Source organism: Pseudomonas sp. MWU13-2517, from assembly GCF_023242545.1.
Lineage (GTDB): Bacteria > Pseudomonadota > Gammaproteobacteria > Pseudomonadales > Pseudomonadaceae > Aquipseudomonas.
In genome coordinates this window covers 65864-86423 of record NZ_JALMFA010000008.1, presented here as the reverse complement: position 1 = coordinate 86423, position 20560 = coordinate 65864, and the positions used below count along the sequence as shown (strand labels likewise).

The following is a 20560-nucleotide window of genomic DNA, read 5'->3' as shown; positions in this document are numbered from 1 at the left end:
GAAGGATTACCCCATGACTAGGCGACTGATCGGTGCATTCGCGATCATCACAACCCTGCTGCTCAGCGGCTGCGGCAATGACTACGGCGTTGACCAATACGGCAAGAAAGTGGCGGCCGAACGTCTGGACAAGCAGTGGGTGGTGGTCAACTACTGGGCCGAATGGTGTGGCCCGTGCCGTACGGAAATCCCGCAGCTCAATGCCTTGGCCGATCAGCTGAAAGGGCAGAATGTGGGGGTGTTCGGCGTCAATTTCGACAATGTGCAGGGTGAGGAACTCAAGGCGGCCAGCGAGAAGCTGGGGATCAAGTTCACCGTCCTGGCGCAGAACCCGGAGGGGATCTTTGATATTCCGCGCAGCGAAGCGTTGCCGGTGACCTATATCATCGATGACAAGGGCAAGGTGCGTGAGCAGTTGATGGGCGAGCAGACGGCGGAGGGCGTGCTGGCCAAGCTCAAGGCCTTGCGCGGATAAATGTGGGAGGCGGCTTGCCCTCGATAGCGGTGGTCAGTCAAGGCAGGTATTGCTGACAGACTGTCATCGACGGGCAAGCCCATCCCACGTGCGGGCGGTATAAAGACCGGTCAGCCTTCCTCCCGCCACAAGCGAATCGGCTTGCCCTCGGCCGGCCAGAAGCGGGTCTGTTCGATCGGCGAGATATCCCAGCGTTCAACGCCTTGCAGGGCCTGGAAGAAGCGCTGTTCCTGCTCCATCAAGGCTTCGGCGCAAAGCTTGCGGGTGCTGCCGATCTTGCCGAAACTGAGTTTCTCGCCATCGACGGTGTACGGCGCAAACCAGTGGTTGCACCCGCCGTTGCCATAGGCGCGACCATCGGCACCCAGCGTCACGGTCAGGTGCGCGTAGTCCATCAATGGCCGCTCACCAATCCACTCCACTACGTAGCTGTGATCCTGCTCCAGCTTCGCCGTGTTGCCGGCGCAGCCGCTCAGGCCGACGCCGATGGCGGCGAGCAACAGAGGGGCTCTCATTGTGCGGCCTTCTGGCATTTCGGGCAGCGGTGCTTGTCGCCTTCACTGGCCCAGCCCAATTCCTTGATGCGCGCGTTGGCGGCCGGCTGCAGTGGCTCTTTGGTCAGCTTGGTTTCCACTGCGAATTCAAACTCCAGCACGCTTTCGCAGCTGTCGCAGTTGACCTTCCAGGTGTGAATCTCCAGTTCGCCGAATTTCGGCCCCTGGGCCATGGCGACCCATTGGCCCGCCGGGCGGATGGAATAGCGCGCGTCACCTTCGACGGTCAGTCGCATCGACAGGGTTTTACTGCCACGCAGGGTGACGATCAGTACGTCGCCATGCTTGATCGAACCACCGTTGCCGGTGACCTGATAACGGCCAGGCACCAGGGCACGGCATTCAATGAGGGTGTGTTGCGGGCTCAGCAAGCTGAAGCGGAAATCGTGTTCGGCCATGGATCCTCCAAATAGGCGCGGCATCCTATCACGGGTGCCGGCCTATCATGGGCCTGGTATGTGACCGCTGATCAGCCCTCGACGAGGTTCTGCGGCAGGCCGTCGGCCCATGCCGCAATGTTAGCCAGCGTGGTCCCGGCAATCGCTGCCAGCGCCTCGCGAGTCAGGAATGCCTGGTGGGCGGTGATGATCACGTTGGGAAAGGTCAGCAGGCGTGCAAGCACATCGTCTTGCAAGGGTAAGTCGGACCGGTCTTCGAAAAACAGCTGGGCTTCTTCCTCATACACATCCAGCCCCAAATAACCGAGTTGACCCTCCTTGAGCGCGTCGATCAGTGCCGGTGTGTCGACCAAACCGCCGCGCCCGGTGTTGATCAGCATGGCGCCCGGTTGCATATGTGCCAGGGAACGCGCGTTGATCAGGTGTTTGCTGTCCTGGGTGAGCGGGCAGTGCAGGCTGATGATCTGCGCCTCGGCCAGCAGCTCGGGCAAGCTTACGTAGCGGGCGCCGAGGGCTTGCACCTGAGGATTGGGGAAGGGGTCGTAGGCCACCAGTCGGCAGCCGAAACCGGCCATGATCCTGGCGAATGTTGCGCCGATCTGCCCGGTGCCGACCACGCCGACCGTCTTGCCGACGAGGTCGAAGCCGGTCAGCCCGTGCAGGCTGAAATCGCCGTCGCGGGTGCGGTTATAAGCGCGGTGCAAGCGACGGTTGAGGGCCAGGATCAACGCCACGGCGTGCTCGGCCACCGCGTGGGGCGAATACGCCGGGACGCGTACGACGGCCAGCCCCAGGTGCCTCGCGGCGGCAAGGTCGACATGGTTATAGCCGGCCGAACGCAAGGCAATCAGGCGCGTGCCGCCTTTGGCCAGGTGCTCCAGCACCGGCGCGCTGAGGTCATCGTTGATGAAGGCACACACCACCTCGTGATGGTCGGCCAGGGCCACGGTGTCGAGGTTGAGCCGCGCGGGCTGGAAGTGCAGTTCCAAGCCGGCGGGCAGCGGCTCGCCAAGAAAGCTGTCGCGGTCGTAATGCTGGCTGCTGAAAAGAATGACGCGCATCAAATAAAACTCCCTGTCATTGCGGATTGGGTAAGCGCCTGCAGGGGTCAGGCGCTGACCCGTGCTTCACTGGCCAGGCGCGCAATCGCCATGTCCAGCTCGTCGAGTGCGGCCATGGCTTTGGCGTCGTCCTGCTTGAGCAACGTTTCGGCGCGCTGGCAGGCGGCGCGCAGCTGCGGCACACCGCAGTAGCGCGTGGCGCCGTGCAGGCGGTGAACGCGTTCGATCAGGGCGTTGTTGTCATTGGCATCGCGGGCCGCGGTGATGGCCTGGCGGTCGGCCTCCAGGGACGCCAGCAGCATGGCGAGCATATCGGCGGCCAGGTCGGCCTTGTTGGCGGCCAGGCGTAAACCCTCCTCGTGGTCCAGTACCTGCAGTCGCACACCTGGAGCCAAATTTTCGGGGGTGCGCTCCGGCCCTTGATTGCGCAGGGCCAGACCGGTCCACTTCAACACCACCTGGGCCAGTTGCCGCTCGCTGATGGGTTTGGTCAGGTAGTCGTCCATGCCACTTTGCAACAGTGCTCGTTTTTCATTGGCCATGGCATGGGCCGTGAGGGCGACTATCGGCAACGGCGTGCCGTGGCGTTCGCTTTCCCACTGGCGAATCGCCTCGGTGCTCTGGCGGCCGTCCATACCGGGCATTTGCACGTCCATCAGTACCAGGTCGAAGGTCTCCTGTTTCACCGCATTGACGGCGGCATACCCGCTTTCCACCGCCTGGACCTTGGCGCCCATGTCTTCGAGCAGGGTTTGCACCAGCAACAGGTTCGCCGGGTTGTCATCCACGCAAAGTACACGCGGTGCACGACTGGACAGCGGCTCACCCGGTTCACTGCGCGAAGGCCGCGGGCTGATCAGGTCGGCCAACGCTCGGCGCAACTTGCGCGTACAGGCCGGCTTGGCCTGCAATTGGCTGTTGGGGTTGGGCACCGCCTGGTTGAACAGCATCTGCTCGGTGGTAGGACACAGCACCAGCACTTTGCAGCCCAGGTGTTCGAGGTCCCATAGATGCTGGTTGAGGCGTTCGGGAGGAATGTCGTTGGCGGTGACGCCGAGTACCGCCAGGTCAATGGCCTGCTCGGTCTGATGCGCGCTGGTGATGCCGTTGGTCAGGTTTTCCAGGGAGTTGAACGGCGTGACTTCAAGGCCGCAGTCTTCCAACTGATGTTGCAGGGCCTGGCGCGCCAGTTCGTGGTTTTCCAGCACGGCCACGCGGCGACCGAGCAGCGGCGGGGCGGGCAGGTCTTCAACGTCGTCGCGGGTCTTGGGCAGGTTAAGGCTGATCCAGAATTCCGAACCTTCACCCGGCGTGCTGTCAACGCCGATTTCACCACCCATCTGTTCGATCAGGCGCTTGGAAATCACCAGCCCCAAGCCGGTGCCGCCCGGTTGGCGCGACAGCGAGTTGTCGGCCTGGCTGAAGGCCTGGAAGAGTGCGCGTACATCTTGGTTGGACAGGCCGATGCCGGTGTCCTGCACGCTGATGCGCAGTTGTACGCTGTCTTCCTGTTCGTCCTCGATCATCGCCCGGGCCACGATGGTGCCTTCGCGAGTGAACTTGATCGCGTTGCTGATCAGGTTGGTCAGGATCTGCTTGAGGCGTAGCGGGTCGCCGACCAACGCCAGTGGCGTGTCGCGGTACACCAGGCTGACCAGTTCCAACTGCTTGGCATGGGCGGCAGGCGCGAGGATGGTCAGGGTGTCTTGCAGCAAGTCGCGCAGGTTGAAGGGCACGCTGTCGAGCACCAGTTTGCCGGCCTCGATTTTCGAGAAGTCGAGGATCTCGTTGATGATGCCCAACAGGTTGTCGGCGGATTTTTCGATGGTGCCCAGGTAATCCAACTGGCGTGGCGACATCTCGCTTTTTTGCAACAGGTGGGTGAAACCCAGGATGCCGTTGAGCGGGGTGCGGATTTCATGACTCATATTGGCCAGGAACTCCGACTTGATTCGGCTGGCCTCCAAGGCTTCCTTGCGCGCCAGGTCCAGTTCGATGTTCTGGATCTCGATGGTTTCCAGGTTCTGCCGTACGTCTTCGGTGGCCTGATCGATGCTGTGTTGCAGTTCTTCCTGGGCATTTTGCAGGGTTTCGGCCATACGGTTGATGCCCGAAGCCAATTGGTCCAATTCCTGGCTGCCCAAGGGTGGCAAGCGTGTTTCCAGATTACCGTCCTTGAGTTGGGCCACAGCCTGTTTGATCTGGCCGATAGGTGAGTTGATCGTGCGGCTGATGCGCAGTGCCAGAGCGGCGGTGCAGATCAAGCCAATGGCAATCAACAGCAGGCTGGCGAACAGACTGCGATAGCCGCGCAGCAACATGCCGTTGTGGGACAGTTCCACTTCGACCCAGCCCAACAGGCGGTCGGACTCATCGGGGATCAGTTCGCCGGCGAGGTTGCGATGGTGGCCGAATACCGGCAACAGATAGCGCGTGGCATCGTTGCCGGTGCGCTGCAGCAATTGTGAGCTGTTACCGGTGGGCGGCTGGTTGAGCATGGTCGGGCCGGCGTGGGCCAGGGGCGAGCGGTCGGGTGCGAGGAACGATACGGTGCGCACGTCCGGTTGTTCCAGGGATTGGGTGGCGATGCGTTCGAGCAGATCTGTGTTTTTGCTGCTCAGGGGTGGAGCCACCAGCGGGGCCAATTGCTCGGCGATCATCTCGCCGCGTTGCAGCAACTGGCTCTGCAGTTCCGACAGTTGCATCCAGGTGAAATAACCGCCCAACAACAAGGCCATCAGGCTGGTCGGTAATAAGGTCAGCAACAGTACGCGGCCTTTTATCCCCATTCTTCTAAGCACGCCACTCTCCTGCCACCACATTGATATCAATCATTCACACAGGCATCCGGCCCGTGCCACCTGCGCAGTGTAGCCATTTGCGCAGCGTGGATTCTCGTAAATTAATGACATGCGGCAATCTTCGGGCCATTTGCTGCCATCTGGCGATTGCCTGTAACAGTTTAATCTTGAATAATCAGTTATTGAGAATGACTTGCAGACGCTAATGAATCCCGCAGCAGTTGGCCCACCCAGTATCCTGACCATCGAAGATGACCCTGTATTGGGCGCCTATGTGCATGAGCACTTGGGCCGCTGCGGCTTCGAGGTCACGTGGTGCCAGAACGGCCGGCAAGGGTTGCAGATGGCCCGTGACCAGGCGTTCGACGTGGTGTTGATGGACATCCTGCTGCCCGGGCTGGATGGGTTATCGATCCTCACGCATTTACGCCAGAGCCATGCGGTGCCTGTGATCCTGATGTCGGCACTGGGTGCCGAGGCGGATCGCATCAGCGGCTTTCGCCTGGGGGCGGACGACTATCTGCCCAAGCCGTTCAGCATGATCGAGTTGCGCGTGCGCATCGAGGCGATCCTGCGACGGGTCGCCCTGGACCGTCGTCCGCAGGCGGCCCTGATAACCGCGCGCGAAGAAGCACATACCCTGCGCTTTGACGATGAAGTGTGTGACGTCTTTTACAAGGCGCGCTGGGCCGGGCTGACGCGCAGTGAATATCGCCTGCTGGAAACCCTGCACCGGAATGCCGAAGAGGTGCTCAGCAAGGCGTTCCTTTATCAGCATGTATTGCAGCGCGGTTATGCGCCCCATGATCGCAGCCTGGATATGCACGTCAGCCAGATTCGTCGCAAGCTCAAGGCCATCGGCTACAGCGAACGCGAAGTGCGTACCGTATGGGGCAAGGGCTACGTATTGAGCGGTGCCGATGAGGGGCTTTGAGCGCTTGCCTGGCAAGCACTCGCTGTTCTGGAAGCTCGCCAGCCTGTTGATCGCCTTCTGTTTGCTGATGATCTGGCTCAGTTGGTCCTGGGGCCGGTATATGGAGGAGCAAAGCGCCTACGTGTCTGAAGAGTCCCGCGAGATCCTGCGGGGCTACGCGGCGGGCGCCGAATTGGCCTGGAATACGCAGGGACGTGCGGGTGTCGATGCGTGGCTGCAACTGATGACCACCCGCGAGTCGACCTGGATCGGGGTGATCGGCAAGGATCTGCAATCCCTCAGCAGTACACCGTTAAGCGACAAGGAGAGCCAGCGCCTGACGTTCCTGCGCGGCCTGGAATGGCCGGTCAGTCGTCATGTCAAAGGGCTGCCGTGGCTGAAGGTTGCGTTTCCTGTGAACCCTGGCGCGGGGGCATTGGTGATCGAGCTGCCGCAACGATTCATGCCCGGGCGTTATCAGCTGTTCTGGCGTGTGGTGACCAATGGCGTGATTCCCGGTTTATTTACCCTGCTGCTGTGCGTTGGCCTCTATCGGTTGTTGATCATGCCCCTCAATCAATTGCGTGAGCAGGCCAACGCCTGGCGCGCCGACCAGTTGAATGCGCGCATGCCTAGCGAGGCCACCCGCCGCCAGGATGAACTGGGCGAGTTGAGCCGGGCCTTTGACCATATGTCCGAGCGCTTGCAGGGCACCGTGGTATTACAGCAACAGTTACTGCGGGATATGTCACATGAGTTGCGCACACCCCTGAGCCGCCTGCGCGTGGCCTGTGACAGTGAACAAGACCTGGCGCAACTGCGCGAGCGGTTGAGCCGTGAAATCGACGGCATGCAGCATCTGGTGGAAGACAGTCTGCAATTGGCTTGGCTGGACAGTGAGCGCACGCCCTTGCCCAATGAAGACATCCAGATCCAGGCGTTGTGGGACATGCTGCGGGAAAATGCCTGCTATGAAAGCGATTGGCCTGCGTCGCGCTTGCCGTGCCGCCTGGCGGTCGACTGTTGGGTGCGGGGCAACCTGAATGCACTGGCCCAGGCGTTGGAAAATATCCTGCGCAACGCGATCCGGCATTCGCCCGCTCACGGGGTGGTGCAACTGGATGGCTGTCGCGAAGGCGACCACTGGCATCTGTGGCTGGAAGATCAGGGTGGCGGGATTGATGAGCAAGACCTTGAACGCATCTTCGCGCCCTTTACCCGCCTGGAGGGCTCACGCCCCGGGGACGGTGGTTTCGGCCTTGGCTTGAGCATTGCCCGCAACGCCGTGCAGCGCCAGGGTGGGCGCTTGTGGGCGGAAAATACCGGGCAGGGCCTGCGCGTGCATCTGCGACTCGTGGCTCGGTAACCCTCAGGTACGCCGCTGTTTGCGCTTTTTCCATTGGTGGGCAACCCACCAGCGCCAGTACAGCATGGTCAGGCAGTAGGCCAGCGCCGCCAGCAGCACACCACAGACCACCGAGCCCAACAGGAATGGCTGCCACAGCGTGCTCAGTTGGCCGCTGATCCATTCCCACGTCAGGTTGTCGGGCAGGCTGCGTGGCGGCACATTCATCAGCCAGGCGCCTGTCAGATAGGTGCCGACAAACACAAACGGCATGGTGATCGGGTTGGTCAGCCACACCAGGCTGACAGCGATGGGCATATTGGCGCGCACGCTGATGGACAGGACCGCCGCCAATAACATCTGAAAGGGAATCGGAATAAACGCGGCAAACAGCCCAACCGCCATGGCGCGCGCCACGGAGTGCCGGTTCAGGTGCCAGAGGTTGGGGTCATGCAGCAACGTGCCGAGAAATCGTAAGGACTTGTGTTCCCTGATACTGCTGGGATCGGGCATGTACCGTTTGAATAAGCGCCGGGGCATAAGGGGTCCAGGTCAGTTCGAGGGGCAAGTATGCGCGTATTCTATAAACAGAAAATTCAGACTTTGTGACAAAACATCATAGGCCGCGCCGGGCGCCCAGCTAAGACTGAGTGGATCACTTCGAAAAGGATGATCCATGAGAACAGGGATGTTCGCGCTCGCACTCGGTTTGCTGACGTTGCGCTGGTTGCCGGCGCTGCCACCGGCTGGCGCTTTGTTGGCGATGCTGGTGCTGGCCTTGATGTTGTTGCCGTGGCGGAGCTACCCGCTGGCTTTTTTTCTGCTGGGCCTGAGCTGGGCTTGCATCGGCGCGCAGTGGGCGTTGAATGATCGATTGGTGCCGGCGCTGGATGGGCAGACTCGTTGGGTCGAGGGGCGTGTCAGCGGGTTGCCGCAGCAGACGGGCACCGGCGTGCGCTTCGAACTGACCGACAGCCGGGCGCGCAATGCGCGGTTGCCCAAGCGTATCCGAGTGTCTTGGCACGGCGGTCCACCGGTACGCAGTGGCGAGCGCTGGCGCCTGGCGGTGACACTCAAACGACCGTCCGGCCTGCTCAACTTTCACGGTTTTGACTACGAGGCGTGGTTGCTGGCCCAGCGCATTGGCGCCACGGCGTCAGTCAAGGACGGTGAGCGTCTGGCACCGGCTCGCGATGCCTGGCGCGATAGCCTGCGTCAACGCCTGATGAGCGTGGGCATGCATAATCGCCAAGCTGCCGTGGTGGCGTTGGTGCTGGGGGACGGTTCCGGGCTGACCGCGCAGGATTGGCGGGTGTTGCAGGACACCGGGACCGTGCACCTGCTGGTGATTTCCGGCCAGCATATTGGTTTGCTGGCGGGCTTGATTTACGGCCTGGTGGCGGGGTTGGCGCGCTACGGTGGTTGGCCCCGCGTGTTGCCCTGGCTACCGTGGGCCTGCAGTTTGGCGTTTGCCGGCGCGTTGGGTTACGGCCTGCTCGCAGGGTTTGGCGTACCGGTGCAGCGGGCCTGCCTGATGGTCGCCCTGGTGCTGCTGTGGCGTCTGCGGTTCCGGCACCTGGGCGGTTGGTGGCCTTTGTTGCTGGCGTTTAATGGTGTACTGGTGTTTGAACCCCTGGCCAGTCTGCAACCGGGGTTCTGGTTGTCGTTTGCCGCGGTTGCCGTGCTGGTGTTGGCCTTCGGCGCACGTTTGGGCCCCTGGAGCCCCTGGCAGGCGTGGACCCGACCCCAATGGCTGATTGCAATCGGGTTGTTTCCGATTTTGTTGGTACTCGGCCTGCCCATCAGCCTCAGCGCACCGGTGGCCAATCTATTTGCCGTGCCGTGGATCAGCCTGGTGGTGTTGCCCCTGGCGTTGCTGGGGACTGCGTTCCTGTGGGTGCCCTTTGTGGGGGAGGGTGTGCTGTGGCTGGCCGGCGGGGCGCTGGATGGGCTGTTCACGGGTTTGGCCCTGTTGGCCGCACAACGGCCCGCCTGGATACCGGCCGAAGTGCCGTTGGGGTATTGGCTGGTGAGCCTCGTGGGCGCGGTGATATTGCTGCTGCCCAAGGGTGTGCCGTTCCGGCTGCTGGGGTGGCCAATGCTCCTGTTGGCGGTATTTCCCCCCAGGGAGCTGGTGCCCCATGGGCGAGTGGAAGTGGTGCAACTGGATGTCGGCCAGGGGCAGGCACTGGTTCTGCGCACCCGTCATCACACCTTGCTCTACGATGCCGGCCCTCGATCCGGCGCGGTTGATTTAGGCGCGCGGGTGGTATTGCCATCGTTGAAAAAACTTGGGGTCGAGCGGTTGGACATGATGTTGCTCAGCCATGCCGACGCCGACCATGCCGGCGGTGCGGCTGCGATTGCCGAGGGGCTGCCCATCGGCCGGGTAGTGGGCGGCGAGACCGAAGGTCTGCCGGCGTTTCTCGGTACTCAGCCCTGTATCAGTGGCGAGGCATGGACGTGGGACGGTGTGTCGTTCGCATTATGGCAATGGCCTGGCGCTGTCGACGGTAATCCCAAGTCTTGCGTGTTACAGGTACAGGCCAATGGCGAGCGCCTGCTGCTCACCGGCGATATTGACCGTGCGGCGGAACGGGCTTTTCTCGACACGCCGCTGGCGAAGCCGACCGATTGGCTGCAAGCCCCCCATCATGGCAGCCGCAGTTCTTCATCCTGGCCCTTCGTACAACGGTTGGTGCCCAAGTCGGTGCTGATCTCCAGAGGGCGAGGCAATGCATTCGGCCACCCTCATGCCTCGGTGATGGAACGTTATCAGGCCCTGGGCAGTCGGGTATACGACAGCGCCGAGCAGGGCGCGGTGCGTCTGCAGTTGGGCGCCTTCAAGCCACCGGTTGTTGCGCGCAGTCAACGCCGTTTCTGGCGCGAACCGTTACCTTAGTCCAGCGTTATAAAGGCGGGTGCCTGCGACGGGCGGGTCTATGGTCGACGAACCCCGCCGCCGAACCTATATGATAAAGTGGCGCACTTTTTCGAGGGGACATTCACTGTGTGGGAATTGGTCAAATCCGGTGGCTGGATGATGTTACCGATCATCCTCAGCTCCATCGCCGCACTCGGCATTGTTGCCGAGCGCCTGTGGACCCTGCGCGCCAGCCGCGTCACCCCCGAGCACTTGCTGGGGCAGGTCTGGGGCTGGATCAAGAATAAGCAACTCGACAAGGAAAAACTCAAGGAGCTGCGCGCCAACTCACCCCTGGGGGAAATCCTCGCCGCCGGCCTGGCCAACTCCAAGCATGGTCGCGAGATCATGAAAGAGTGCATCGAAGAGGCTGCTGCCCGGGTCATTCATGAGCTGGAACGCTACATCAATGCCCTCGGTACCATTGCCGCGATGGCCCCGTTGCTCGGCTTGCTGGGGACGGTGCTGGGCATGATCGATATCTTCAGCTCGTTCATGGGCTCGGGTATGACCACCAACGCCGCGGTGCTGGCCGGGGGTATCTCCAAGGCTTTGATTACCACTGCGGCGGGCCTGATGGTCGGTATTCCATCGGTATTCTTCCATCGCTTCCTGCAGCGCCGCATTGATGAGCTGGTGGTGGGCATGGAGCAGGAAGCCATCAAGCTGGTGGAAGTGGTGCAGGGCGATCGCGATGTGGACCTGGTCGAGGGCAAAGCGTGAAATTTCGCCGCAAGCAACGGGAAAATGTCGATATCAACCTCGCGTCGCTGATCGACGTGGTGTTTATCCTGCTGCTGTTTTTTGTCGTCACCACCACCTTCACCCGGCAGACCGAGCTGCGGGTTGATTTGCCGGAAGCGGTCAGCGGCTCGCCGGCCGAAGATCAGCAGGTCAAGCAACTGGACATCGCCATCAGTGCCGATGGGGTGTTTTCGGTGAATAACCAGTTGCTGGAAAAGAACGACCTCAACAGCTTGATGGACGCCTTGCAGAAGGAGTCCGGTGGCGACACCAAAATGCCGCTGTCGATCAGTGCCGATGGCAAGACCCAGCACCAGGCGGTGATCACCGCGATGGATGCTGCCGGCAAACTTGGCTTCAGCCATTTGCGCATGTCCACCGTCGAGGCCGCGAGCGCACCCTGATGCCCATGTCCGATCGATTGCTCAAGGCCTGGTATGAAGGCCATCCGGCTCTCGCGCTGCTGCGGCCGCTGGAGTCTTTGTATCGCCGGGTGGTGCAGCGCAAGCGGGCACGGTTCCTGGCGGGTGAGGGCGAGATCTATCAGTCCCCGGTGCCGGTGGTGGTGGTCGGTAATATCACCGTGGGTGGCACGGGCAAGACACCGTTGATTCTGTGGCTGATTGAGCACTGCCGGCGCAGTGGTTTGCGCGTAGGCGTCGTCAGCCGTGGATACGGTGCCAGGCCGCCGCAACTGCCTTGGCGGGTAGAGGCCAGCCACAGCGCCGAGGTGGCAGGGGACGAGCCTTTGCTGATCGTGCAGCGTTGCGGCGTCCCATTGATGATCGACCCTGACCGTAGTCGCGCCGTTAAAGCATTGCTGGCCAGTGAAACCCTGGACCTGATCCTTTCAGACGATGGCATGCAACATTACCGCCTGGCCCGCGATCTGGAGCTGGTGTTGATCGACGCCGCACGGGGACTTGGCAACCGCCGTTGCCTGCCCGCCGGGCCACTACGGGAGCCGGTGGAGCGTTTGCAGAGCGTGGATGCGCTGCTTTACAACGGCGCCGTGGCGGACCGTGAGGACGGCTTTGCCTTCCGTCTGTTGCCCACGGCGTTGATCAACCTGAGTACCGGTGAGCGCCAGCCGATCGATTATTTTCCGATGGGCCAGGCGGTGCACGCGGTCGCTGGTATTGGCAACCCGCAACGTTTCTTCAATACCCTTGAAACGCTACACTGGCAGCCGATACCCCATGCATTTGCCGACCACGCGTCCTACAACGCCGAGGTCTTGAGTTTTACGCCGTCATTGCCACTGGTCATGACCGAGAAAGACGCGGTGAAGTGCCGCGCCTTTGCCCAGCCCGACTGGTGGTACCTTGCGGTGGATGCGGTGCCGTCGCCGGCGTTTGTCGCCTGGTTCGACACACAACTGATGCGCCTGCTGCCTGCCCGTCTTTTGCCTTAAAACGCTTCTTTCCAGGAAACACTCATGGACACCAAATTGCTCGACATCCTCGCTTGCCCTATCTGCAAAGGCCCGCTCAAGCTCAGCGCCGATAAAACCGAGCTGATCAGCAAAGGTGCTGGCCTGGCCTATCCGATCCGTGACGGCATCCCCGTGATGCTGGAAAGCGAAGCCCGCACCCTGACGACCGATGAGCGCCTGGATAAATGACCACCGCCTTTACCGTTGTCATTCCTTCGCGTTACGCATCGACCCGTCTGCCGGGCAAACCGCTGCAAATGATCGGCAACAAACCGATGATCCAGCTGGTGTGGGAGCAGGCCAGTAAAAGCAGTGCCGAGCGCGTGGTGGTGGCTACCGATGACCCGCGTATCATCGCGGCCTGCCAGGGCTTTGGCGCTGAAGCGGTGTTGACCCGCGAAGACCATAATTCCGGCACCGACCGCCTGGCCGAAGTCGCCACGCAGCTTGGCCTTGCGCCCGACGCCATCGTGGTCAACGTGCAAGGTGATGAGCCGTTGATCCCGCCCAGTGTGATCGATCAGGTGGCGGCCAACCTGGCCGCCCATGGCGAAGCACGCATGGCCACCCTTGCCGAACCCATTGAAGACATCGACACCCTGTTCAATCCGAACGTGGTGAAGGTGGTCAGCGATATCAATGGCCTGGCATTGACTTTCAGCCGTTCGACCTTGCCGTGGGCTCGCGACGCCTTCGCCAGGAACCCCGAAGTATTGCCGGAGGGCGTGCCGTACCGTCGCCACATCGGCATTTACGCTTACCGTGCCGGTTTCCTGCATGACTTCGTCAGTTGGGGCCCGTGCTGGTTGGAAAATACCGAATCCCTGGAGCAATTGCGCGCTCTGTGGCATGGCGTGCGCATCCATGTGGGCGATGCCCTGGAAGCACCGCCTGCCGGTGTTGATACGCCTGAAGACCTTGAGCGCGTCCGTCGCCTGCTGGGGGCCTGATGGAGGTTCTGTTTGTCTGTCTCGGCAATATCTGCCGTTCGCCGACCGCCGAGGGCGTACTGCGCCACAAATTGCGCGAAGCGGGGTTGGCGGGCCAGGTTGAGGTGGCATCGGCCGGTACTGGTCAATGGCATGTGGGCAATCCACCTGACCAGCGTAGCCAGCGTGCGGCATTGGCACGCGGCTATGACTTGTCGGGCCAGCGTGCGCAACAGGTGTCACGCGCCGACTTCGCGCGCTACGACCTGATCCTGGCCATGGACCACAGCAACCTGCGCAACCTGAAAATGTTGCACTCGGGTCAGGGCAAGGCCGAGTTGGACTTGTTCCTGCGCCGGTATGGCGCCGAGGTCGATGAGGTGCCAGACCCTTACTACGAAGGCGAACAAGGTTTTGAACGGGTCTTGGACCTGATCGAGCGAGCCTGCGATTTATTGGTGATTGAATTGAAGGGGCGGTTATGACCTTGCAAGTGCTTGCGCAGGTGTCGCTCAAGCCGTTCAACAGCTTTGGCATTGATGTGCGTGCCCAGCTGTTTGCGGAGGCCCACAGCGATGCGGATGTCCGTGATGCGCTGGCCTATGCCGCCGCGCAAGCGGTGCCGCTGCTGGTGATCGGTGGCGGCAGCAACTTGCTGTTGACCCAGGATATTCCCGCCTTGGTGCTGCGTATGGCGACCCAGGGTATCCGGGTATTGCGCGATGACGGTGAGCGTGTGGTCGTGGAGGCTGAGGCCGGGGAGGCCTGGCACCCCTTTGTGCTGTGGACCTTGGAACATGGCTTTTGCGGCCTGGAAAATCTCAGCCTGATCCCCGGGACCGTCGGTGCTGCCCCCATGCAGAACATCGGTGCCTACGGTGTAGAGATCAAGGACGTCTTTGCCGGCCTGACGGCCCTGGATCGTCATACCGGCGAGCTGCGGGACTTCAGCCTGGATGAGTGCAACTTCGCCTACCGCGACAGCCTGTTCAAGCACGAAACCGGGCGCTGGCTGATTTTGCGGGTGCGCTTTGCCCTGAGCCGAACCTCTCACCTGAAACTCGACTACGGCCCGGTGCAACAGCGCTTGGCCGCGCAGGGGATCATTGAGGCGACACCCAGTGACGTCAGCCGGGCGATCTGCAGCATTCGCCGCGAGAAGCTGCCCGACCCGGCGGTACTTGGCAACGCCGGCAGCTTTTTCAAGAACCCGCTGGTGTCCCAGGCATTGGCCGCAGAGCTACAGGCGCAGTACCCGGATCTTGTGGTATACCCTCAGGCAGATGGGCAGATGAAGCTTGCTGCCGGCTGGCTGATCGATAAGGCCGGCTGGAAGGGCTTTCGGGAGGGCGACGCGGGCGTGCATAAAATGCAGGCGTTGGTGCTGGTCAACTATGGCACCGCCACCGGGCACGACATTGCAAGCCTGGCACGGCGTATTCAGCGGGATATCGCTGAACGCTTCAAGGTCGACCTGGAGATGGAACCCAACCAGTATTGAGCCCTGAAACAAAAATGCCCCGTATCTTGCGATACGGGGCATTTTTTTGGGTGCTAGCAATCAGTCATCACGGCCCATGATGCCGAAGATCTGCAACAGGCTGATGAACAGGTTGTAGATCGATACATACAGGCTGATGGTCGCCATGATGTAGTTACGCTCACCGCCGTGGATGATGGCGCTGGTCTGGAACAGGATGCACACGGAGGAGAACAGCACAAAGCCCGCGCTGATCGCCAGTTGCAAGCCGCTGATCTGGAAGAACATGCCCGCTACCACGGCCGCCAGCAGCACGAAGAAACCTGCGGTAATGAAACCACCCAGGAAGCTCATGTCCTTGCGGCTGATCAGCACATAGGCCGACAGGCCACCAAATACCAGAGCCGTCATGGCAAATGCCGAGCTGACCACTTCAGCGCCGCCGGCCATGCCGAGGTAACGGTTCAGGATCGGGCCGAGGATAAAGCCCATGAAACCGGTCAAGGCAAACGCAGACACCAGGCCCCAGGCCGAGTCACGCAGCTTGTTGGTCAGGAAGAACAGGCCATAGAAGCCGATCAGTACGACAAAGATATTTGGATACCCAACACGCATCTGCTGCGCCACGTACGCCATCACGCCGCTGAATGCGAGGGTCAGGGCGAGCAAGCCGTAGGTGTTGCGCAACACGCGGCTGACTTCAAGCTGCTCAGCCTGCGCGTTACCATTCACTGCGTAATTCTGTTCGCGCATGGCGACACTCCTTCAGTTTTGAAACGTTCAGTCGCAAAGATCATAACAGACGCTCTGTAACAAGCTATGGCGAGAGTTTGACAGTGTGTTTCATTCGGGTATCATGGCGCCCGCTGAGACAGGAAGGGCTACAATACTCCTGTGATGCAAAAGGGAAATTGGCAGAGTGGTTGAATGCACCGGTCTTGAAAACCGGCGAACGTTAATAGCGTTCCCAGGGTTCGAATCCCTGGTTTCCCGCCAAGATTCAAACGAAAGCCTCGCGAAAGCGGGGCTTTTGTGTTTCTGGGGGTTGAGAAATCAAGCAGCCTAACTACTGATCGTTTCCGCATCATTTCAGTTGGTTTGCGCAACTCATTGCAAATTGCGGTCAGCGCGTTGGCTTTTCGATCTCCCGACCCGCCGATAAACCGTCTCTGCTATGCGCTTGTCCGGGTGCCCGAGCAGACGACTGGCGTTGCCTAGGTCGAGGATCGCGCTTGCGGCTTTTGGTCGAATGTCACGGAACGGAAACTCCGAATACTCGTTGCAAGAACCCCGTCGCCAGCCACTCTGCCGATGCCGATGGCGATCGCTTTGTCGCGGGCGTCGTCTAATCGCAGACGAAGCATGTATTTTTTCACCTGCCGGCCGTCCTCGGTGATTATGAGGTAAGGGTTGCGTATTCCTCGCGAACGTCTCTGCTCGATAAGTCTTGCAACCCGGGAGCCCAGGTCATTGAGCGTGCCGGCAGCGGTAAGGCGTATTCGCAGCCTCGGACGTCTTGCCCTGGGACACCTGCAGAAATTTGTTGGCGACGTCTGCCTCCCGTATTGACAGCGTGTCCGCCGATACGAACGGAAGACGCTACGGCATGGCGGCTGGCAAGGTTCGTTAATATGGGGTATTACGGGTGACCGGCATGGAGCCGAATCAAAGAGGCGTATCTGTGAAACTCAACTCAGACTGGATAGGTAATGAGGGAGCCTCTATCGAAGCTCTGAATGCCCTTCGTGCTGCAGCGCCTCGAGATCTCCCCTTCGAATACTACCAACTGCTCACATATAGCAATGGTGGTGAGGGACCGCTTACATACCCTCTCTTCAACTTTTGCCTTGATCCAGCTGAAACAGCCTCTGACGCTTCACAGATAGCCCTGTTTGAAGAGATAGCATCTGGCTTATTTGTTTTCGGCGGTGATGGCGGTGGGCAGCTGTTTGCGTTCGACCTGCGAGGAGCTGCCCCATGGCCGATAGTTTGCTTCGACGGGGTGGATCCGAGAGGGAGCATGTTTACGGTAGCTGCCAGGTTTTCTGAGTTCGCAAAGTTAATCAGTTGGTCTAGACCCTCGTGACAGGCGGTGGCAATTTGGTTTGGGTTGGGGTATATCGGTTGTCACCGGCATGGGCCGGAGCCAGGAGTAAAAATGCGCGAGCCTAATGTTTCAGTTGATTCTTTGAATGCATACGGGATCGACATCTGTACCCGCCATGGTAAAGCGTACGAGCTTGCCGAGATGCTTAACTTCTGCGTCGCGATCGCCAAAAAGGAATTACAAAACCGTGTCGTCAGCTTGTTCTATGACTCAAACAGCTGCTGTTGCAATTTTGAACTCTGCCCTTCTGTAGAGCAGTTCGATGATATTGCTGATGATATTTTGAATACTGCCTTAGAAACAATCGGCCAATTCGAATGGTTCGGTACCATTAAACACGGAGTACCGTTGGAGAGTGATCTGGAGGTATAACCCCATCCCCCCGGTCTCTCTTCAATTCTGCCAAGCTCTGATTATGAAATTCTCGTGCCACGTTTGCCCTAATAACGATTTCGTGGCGCGGATAACTCAAGAAGTCACTGGCCCGGTTATTTGCCTCATGCCTTAATTACTCGGACGTGAGTCATCCTGTCCCGAGTCCCATTCAAAAAAACCTGTCACTCCGAGGATTTTGTGGGATGCGTCCTTAAGCGAATGAGCTGCCGTAGAGATTGTTTCATCTGTTATCGCAGAGCAAAGGCTGTCCGTTGCTTCAGGCTCGATGCAAGCCAACGCCGACAGCTGGAGCTTTGGTCGCGGAGGATACATATTTCGCTTAAGGAAGGCATAATTAACTAATCCGTTTACAGCCAATGCTTGTAACTGCCAAAAAATAGGGCCTGGCTTGTCACTCATATCTAGTGCATCGTCTACTGCACTTGCTACTGCGTAGCGTGTATATAGCAGTTTTTCAGCGCTCCAGCATGGACCTCGCTTCAATAGCTCCTTTGAGGCATCAGCTATGTTCTCCATGAGACCATCTGTATCAAATATTATTTTTCCCGTTGCGATCATATGAGCCATGACAGGTGTTGCCTGATCAGCACCTTCGACAATGCTATGACGTAGCCACTCTTCTGAATTGAAAAAAACTTCTACAGGAGTACCGTTGAACCAGCGTTGAACTCTACGGCGCCAGCCGCTGGAGTGAAGCACGACGACGTCAAGATCGCTGGAAGGTCCTGCTGTTCCTGCGATGATACTGCCAGCAAAAACAACGCTTTTAGGTTCTGAAATTGTTGGCAACCAATCCAAAAGTTGTTGACAAGCGATTCTGTGCTTTTCAGTTAGTTTTAGGTGGGTTAATGCGTTTGATGCAGTCATGAGTGGGCCAATTTCGAACAAGGAATTAGGGCGGTTTGAGATACATAACCGAGAAACTATATGACTTGAGACCCTATGGTCAAATCCACTATACCTGCGGAGCGGGTGCATTTGTATGGCGCGAGTTATTCGATAGTGTCTTCATCGGAAAGACTCATTCGCAGCGATTCGGAAAATTTCCCTGCTGTGATTTGCGTGCCACGCTTTCACCTATCTCGTAACCGTGGCGCTTAATTTCGAAGAGGGCTCCGGATTTCTTGGCTCCTAGCGAGATGCGCTATTGCGTTTGGGACAGGTTTAAACGCTTTCCGAAAATGGCTCGAAGTAGATTGAGCTTAAATCCTGCTTCCGAGATAACTACCACCAGAGCTAATAATCCACACAAAATCGTAGGCTTAAGTTGGCGTGCTGATGTCGGTTCTGCGGAGGGATTTATCGCCCTTGTTGGACGTGATCTCATCCCAGCAGCCGGTGCAGCGGTAAATACCGGAAGCGGGCACCGGAGCTCCGATTCCGTATGCACTGTTACACTCCGGGGCATCGCCCAGGAGCGTGGTTCCGATCTGGGTGATGTGTAATGCCGCGTTCGCAGTTACCTGTGCCGTTGTCATTCCCTCGCATGGCTTGCTGAAAGCATAAGCTACTACGCCGGTAAGCCCTGTTTCTGACATTCCATCCACACTGGATAGTGGACATGTTTCAGAGCCGTGCAGAGCCAGCCTATTCACCGCTGAAACCTGCTCACGGCAGCTTCTATTCCGCCGAAGGTCCGGTAAACTTCGGAGTTTGGCTGGATGATCAGGCCTTTCGGCAGGTCTGGAATTTATGGATACAAGTACATCTCAGGTACGAAACCCCGCACGCCCGGTTATGGTCACGCTAGCAGTCATCTACTGCCTGGCTATCGCGGTAAAAATCGCCTACTGGCTTGTCAGCGAAGGCTGGGGTATGGCCAGGATGGGGGATTTTCCGCTGATCATGCTGTTCCCGCCAGCACTGGCGTGCGTCTTATTGGTTGCGGGCGGTGTGCTTTTTTGGGGGCGCCGCGCAAAATCATCATGGTTCCTGCTGAGTTCATTATTTTTCGCGCTGACGCTGATCCCGCTCACGCTGCCAGAAATTTTCCGTGTACCTGCCAGCCAGTACGTACAAGTTGTAAGGTTTGTGCTGCCGGAAATCATACAAGCGGTTTTGCTGATTGCCGTTTGGGTCTACAGCCTGTGGATGCGCCGAACCGGCTATTTCAAGTAAACCGCGAAGGTTAAGCCCGGCCCTGAGCCGGGCTTTTTGCATCTGGCGCCCACAAAACTCAGAAAGTCCTGAGCCGGAAGGCTGCCAGATTCAACGCTATGCCTAGAACTACCAAGCCAAAGGCAGTCGGTGCCTCGAACAGCTTGCGTGAAGGAGTAACAAAAACAGCAAGTAATGCTCCTATGAGGGCTCCAGGAAAGCTGAAGAAGTAAATAAGCCAACCCATAGACTCTGTGACCCATATGTCAAAAAGGTACAAGTACAGCGCCATGGCGGCAGCGATTCCGCCCAGCGTCCCTCGTGGTGCCTTGCAAAGAAGAGCTACGCAAAGAACTGCTGCTTGTGGTAACCAGTAACCCGTAAAGTTGGCTAAGAAATACTCATTTTTTGGAGATATTAAGGCAGCAACGGCTGGGCCCAGAGCGACGCCTATTGCCGCAATAGGTATGCGAGTGGGCTGTGAAATATTCTTTTCTGCTGATCTCATTCCCTGTGACCTTTTTAAAGCCGAGTGATGGTGCGGCCAGTTCGCGTGGCTTTTGACGCCAAAGCCTCAATGTTACAGTCCCACCAAACCAAAAGAGGGAACGACATGCGGATTATTCTCGGGACGCTAGCGATATGTGCGCTGGCTGGGTGTTCAAGTGTTGGGGATATCAGAAAAAATCCGGCATTGATTGAAATCGACTCGCCTCATTCACCTAAGGCTGTTGCCGAGTGCATCCGAGATGGGTGGCAGGCGACGGAGTTGATAGGTGGCAGTCTCGGAGGGATATTGCAGACGTCGGGTACTCGATACACGGTGATAGCACCAAATCCTGAAATTCCATGGCATCTGGCTGACGTTGATCCGAAAGGGGCTGGATCTCTTGTCCGGTACC

21 protein-coding genes and 1 tRNA gene are annotated in these 20560 nt (G+C 59.1%); 14 read left to right on the top strand and 8 right to left on the bottom strand.

What is annotated here, in order from left to right; translation table 11 throughout:
- Positions 1-13: 13 nt before the first annotated feature.
- Entirely contained in the window at positions 14-475 is a 462-nt protein-coding gene (locus tag M5B97_RS13250; protein WP_123717757.1) for a TlpA disulfide reductase family protein, read from the top strand.
- 110 nt (positions 476-585) lie between these two features.
- Here the strand turns inward: M5B97_RS13250 and M5B97_RS13245 are convergent, their stop codons facing one another.
- The 4 genes from M5B97_RS13245 to M5B97_RS13230 all read right to left on the bottom strand — a co-directional run bounded on the left by M5B97_RS13245 (position 586) and on the right by M5B97_RS13230 (position 5289).
- On the bottom strand, positions 586-990 hold the full coding sequence (locus tag M5B97_RS13245; protein ID WP_134657653.1) for an META domain-containing protein: 405 nt from the start codon (positions 988-990) through the stop codon (positions 586-588).
- Positions 987-1427 carry a hypothetical protein gene (locus tag M5B97_RS13240; RefSeq protein WP_123717755.1) on the bottom strand — a complete coding sequence of 147 codons (441 nt, stop codon included), beginning with the start codon at positions 1425-1427 and terminating at the stop codon, positions 987-989. Before M5B97_RS13240 ends, M5B97_RS13245 begins: the two co-directional genes overlap by 4 nt.
- A gap of 71 nt (positions 1428-1498) precedes the next feature.
- Positions 1499-2488, bottom strand: a complete 990-nt coding sequence (locus M5B97_RS13235) for a 2-hydroxyacid dehydrogenase (RefSeq protein ID WP_248731680.1) — start codon at positions 2486-2488, stop codon at positions 1499-1501.
- 47 nt (positions 2489-2535) lie between these two features.
- Complete coding sequence (locus tag M5B97_RS13230; RefSeq protein WP_134657650.1) at positions 2536-5289, bottom strand: response regulator; 2754 nt, start codon at positions 5287-5289, stop codon at positions 2536-2538.
- 205 nt (positions 5290-5494) lie between these two features.
- Between M5B97_RS13230 and M5B97_RS13225 the strand changes: the two genes are divergently transcribed.
- Positions 5495-6223 (top strand): response regulator transcription factor, encoded by a 729-nt coding sequence (locus tag M5B97_RS13225; RefSeq protein WP_248731679.1) that lies wholly within the window; start codon positions 5495-5497, stop codon positions 6221-6223.
- Positions 6210-7568 carry a sensor histidine kinase gene (locus M5B97_RS13220; RefSeq protein ID WP_248731678.1) on the top strand — a complete coding sequence of 453 codons (1359 nt, stop codon included), beginning with the start codon at positions 6210-6212 and terminating at the stop codon, positions 7566-7568. The genes M5B97_RS13225 and M5B97_RS13220 overlap by 14 nt, the downstream gene beginning before the upstream one ends.
- Before the next feature lie 3 nt (positions 7569-7571).
- Here the strand turns inward: M5B97_RS13220 and M5B97_RS13215 are convergent, their stop codons facing one another.
- Complete coding sequence (locus M5B97_RS13215; RefSeq protein ID WP_123717751.1) at positions 7572-8087, bottom strand: DUF2062 domain-containing protein; 516 nt, start codon at positions 8085-8087, stop codon at positions 7572-7574.
- Positions 8088-8223: 136 nt separating this feature from the next.
- Here M5B97_RS13215 and M5B97_RS13210 point away from each other — a divergent pair, with 136 nt between their 5' ends.
- The 8 genes from M5B97_RS13210 to murB all read left to right on the top strand — a co-directional run bounded on the left by M5B97_RS13210 (position 8224) and on the right by murB (position 15079).
- Positions 8224-10449, top strand: a complete 2226-nt coding sequence (locus M5B97_RS13210) for a DNA internalization-related competence protein ComEC/Rec2 (RefSeq protein WP_248731677.1) — start codon at positions 8224-8226, stop codon at positions 10447-10449.
- A 108-nt stretch (positions 10450-10557) separates the two neighbouring features.
- The gene (locus M5B97_RS13205; protein ID WP_090370297.1) at positions 10558-11193 is read left to right on the top strand and encodes a MotA/TolQ/ExbB proton channel family protein; all 636 of its coding nucleotides are present in this window, start codon (positions 10558-10560) and stop codon (positions 11191-11193) included.
- Positions 11190-11618, top strand: a complete 429-nt coding sequence (locus tag M5B97_RS13200) for a biopolymer transporter ExbD (protein ID WP_123717749.1) — start codon at positions 11190-11192, stop codon at positions 11616-11618. Before M5B97_RS13205 ends, M5B97_RS13200 begins: the two co-directional genes overlap by 4 nt.
- Positions 11618-12628, top strand: coding sequence for a tetraacyldisaccharide 4'-kinase (lpxK, locus tag M5B97_RS13195; RefSeq protein WP_123717748.1), 1011 nt, complete (start codon positions 11618-11620; stop codon positions 12626-12628). Before M5B97_RS13200 ends, lpxK begins: the two co-directional genes overlap by 1 nt.
- Positions 12629-12652: 24 nt before the next feature.
- The gene (locus M5B97_RS13190; protein WP_003174668.1) at positions 12653-12838 is read left to right on the top strand and encodes a Trm112 family protein; all 186 of its coding nucleotides are present in this window, start codon (positions 12653-12655) and stop codon (positions 12836-12838) included.
- On the top strand, positions 12835-13599 hold the full coding sequence (gene kdsB, locus M5B97_RS13185; protein WP_134657644.1) for a 3-deoxy-manno-octulosonate cytidylyltransferase: 765 nt from the start codon (positions 12835-12837) through the stop codon (positions 13597-13599). Before M5B97_RS13190 ends, kdsB begins: the two co-directional genes overlap by 4 nt.
- Positions 13599-14063 (top strand): low molecular weight protein-tyrosine-phosphatase, encoded by a 465-nt coding sequence (locus M5B97_RS13180; RefSeq protein WP_123717746.1) that lies wholly within the window; start codon positions 13599-13601, stop codon positions 14061-14063. Before kdsB ends, M5B97_RS13180 begins: the two co-directional genes overlap by 1 nt.
- The gene (gene murB, locus M5B97_RS13175; RefSeq protein ID WP_248731676.1) at positions 14060-15079 is read left to right on the top strand and encodes a UDP-N-acetylmuramate dehydrogenase; all 1020 of its coding nucleotides are present in this window, start codon (positions 14060-14062) and stop codon (positions 15077-15079) included. The genes M5B97_RS13180 and murB overlap by 4 nt, the downstream gene beginning before the upstream one ends.
- A gap of 60 nt (positions 15080-15139) precedes the next feature.
- Here the strand turns inward: murB and M5B97_RS13170 are convergent, their stop codons facing one another.
- Complete coding sequence (locus M5B97_RS13170) at positions 15140-15811, bottom strand: Bax inhibitor-1/YccA family protein (RefSeq protein ID WP_060755618.1); 672 nt, start codon at positions 15809-15811, stop codon at positions 15140-15142.
- A 152-nt stretch (positions 15812-15963) separates the two neighbouring features.
- On the opposite strand from M5B97_RS13170, the gene M5B97_RS13165 reads away from it, so the two are divergent.
- Positions 15964-16054 (top strand) — tRNA-Ser (locus M5B97_RS13165).
- Positions 16055-17216: 1162 nt separating this feature from the next.
- Entirely contained in the window at positions 17217-17537 is a 321-nt protein-coding gene (locus tag M5B97_RS13160; protein ID WP_134657639.1) for a hypothetical protein, read from the top strand.
- Positions 17538-17669: 132 nt separating this feature from the next.
- Here the strand turns inward: M5B97_RS13160 and M5B97_RS13155 are convergent, their stop codons facing one another.
- Positions 17670-18428, bottom strand: coding sequence for a hypothetical protein (locus M5B97_RS13155; RefSeq protein WP_248731675.1), 759 nt, complete (start codon positions 18426-18428; stop codon positions 17670-17672).
- A gap of 825 nt (positions 18429-19253) precedes the next feature.
- Between M5B97_RS13155 and M5B97_RS13150 the strand changes: the two genes are divergently transcribed.
- Positions 19254-19679 carry a hypothetical protein gene (locus M5B97_RS13150; RefSeq protein ID WP_248731674.1) on the top strand — a complete coding sequence of 142 codons (426 nt, stop codon included), beginning with the start codon at positions 19254-19256 and terminating at the stop codon, positions 19677-19679.
- Positions 19680-19737: 58 nt separating this feature from the next.
- On the opposite strand, the gene M5B97_RS13145 is transcribed toward M5B97_RS13150, so the two are convergent.
- Entirely contained in the window at positions 19738-20166 is a 429-nt protein-coding gene (locus tag M5B97_RS13145; protein ID WP_248731673.1) for a hypothetical protein, read from the bottom strand.
- Positions 20167-20560 lie beyond the last annotated feature (394 nt).

Coding starts and splice junctions, on each gene's coding strand:
- M5B97_RS13250 (WP_123717757.1), top strand. CDS start 14: ATGACTAGGCGACTGATCGGTGCATTCGCGATCATCACAACCCTGCTG.
- M5B97_RS13245 (WP_134657653.1), bottom strand. CDS start 990: ATGAGAGCCCCTCTGTTGCTCGCCGCCATCGGCGTCGGCCTGAGCGGC.
- M5B97_RS13240 (WP_123717755.1), bottom strand. CDS start 1,427: ATGGCCGAACACGATTTCCGCTTCAGCTTGCTGAGCCCGCAACACACC.
- M5B97_RS13235 (WP_248731680.1), bottom strand. CDS start 2,488: ATGCGCGTCATTCTTTTCAGCAGCCAGCATTACGACCGCGACAGCTTT.
- M5B97_RS13225 (WP_248731679.1), top strand. CDS start 5,495: ATGAATCCCGCAGCAGTTGGCCCACCCAGTATCCTGACCATCGAAGAT.
- M5B97_RS13220 (WP_248731678.1), top strand. CDS start 6,210: ATGAGGGGCTTTGAGCGCTTGCCTGGCAAGCACTCGCTGTTCTGGAAG.
- M5B97_RS13215 (WP_123717751.1), bottom strand. CDS start 8,087: ATGCCCCGGCGCTTATTCAAACGGTACATGCCCGATCCCAGCAGTATC.
- M5B97_RS13210 (WP_248731677.1), top strand. CDS start 8,224: ATGAGAACAGGGATGTTCGCGCTCGCACTCGGTTTGCTGACGTTGCGC.
- lpxK (WP_123717748.1), top strand. CDS start 11,618: ATGCCCATGTCCGATCGATTGCTCAAGGCCTGGTATGAAGGCCATCCG.
- M5B97_RS13190 (WP_003174668.1), top strand. CDS start 12,653: ATGGACACCAAATTGCTCGACATCCTCGCTTGCCCTATCTGCAAAGGC.
- kdsB (WP_134657644.1), top strand. CDS start 12,835: ATGACCACCGCCTTTACCGTTGTCATTCCTTCGCGTTACGCATCGACC.
- M5B97_RS13180 (WP_123717746.1), top strand. CDS start 13,599: ATGGAGGTTCTGTTTGTCTGTCTCGGCAATATCTGCCGTTCGCCGACC.
- murB (WP_248731676.1), top strand. CDS start 14,060: ATGACCTTGCAAGTGCTTGCGCAGGTGTCGCTCAAGCCGTTCAACAGC.
- M5B97_RS13170 (WP_060755618.1), bottom strand. CDS start 15,811: ATGCGCGAACAGAATTACGCAGTGAATGGTAACGCGCAGGCTGAGCAG.
- M5B97_RS13160 (WP_134657639.1), top strand. CDS start 17,217: ATGCGCGAGCCTAATGTTTCAGTTGATTCTTTGAATGCATACGGGATC.
- M5B97_RS13155 (WP_248731675.1), bottom strand. CDS start 18,428: ATGACTGCATCAAACGCATTAACCCACCTAAAACTAACTGAAAAGCAC.
- M5B97_RS13150 (WP_248731674.1), top strand. CDS start 19,254: ATGGATACAAGTACATCTCAGGTACGAAACCCCGCACGCCCGGTTATG.
- M5B97_RS13145 (WP_248731673.1), bottom strand. CDS start 20,166: ATGAGATCAGCAGAAAAGAATATTTCACAGCCCACTCGCATACCTATT.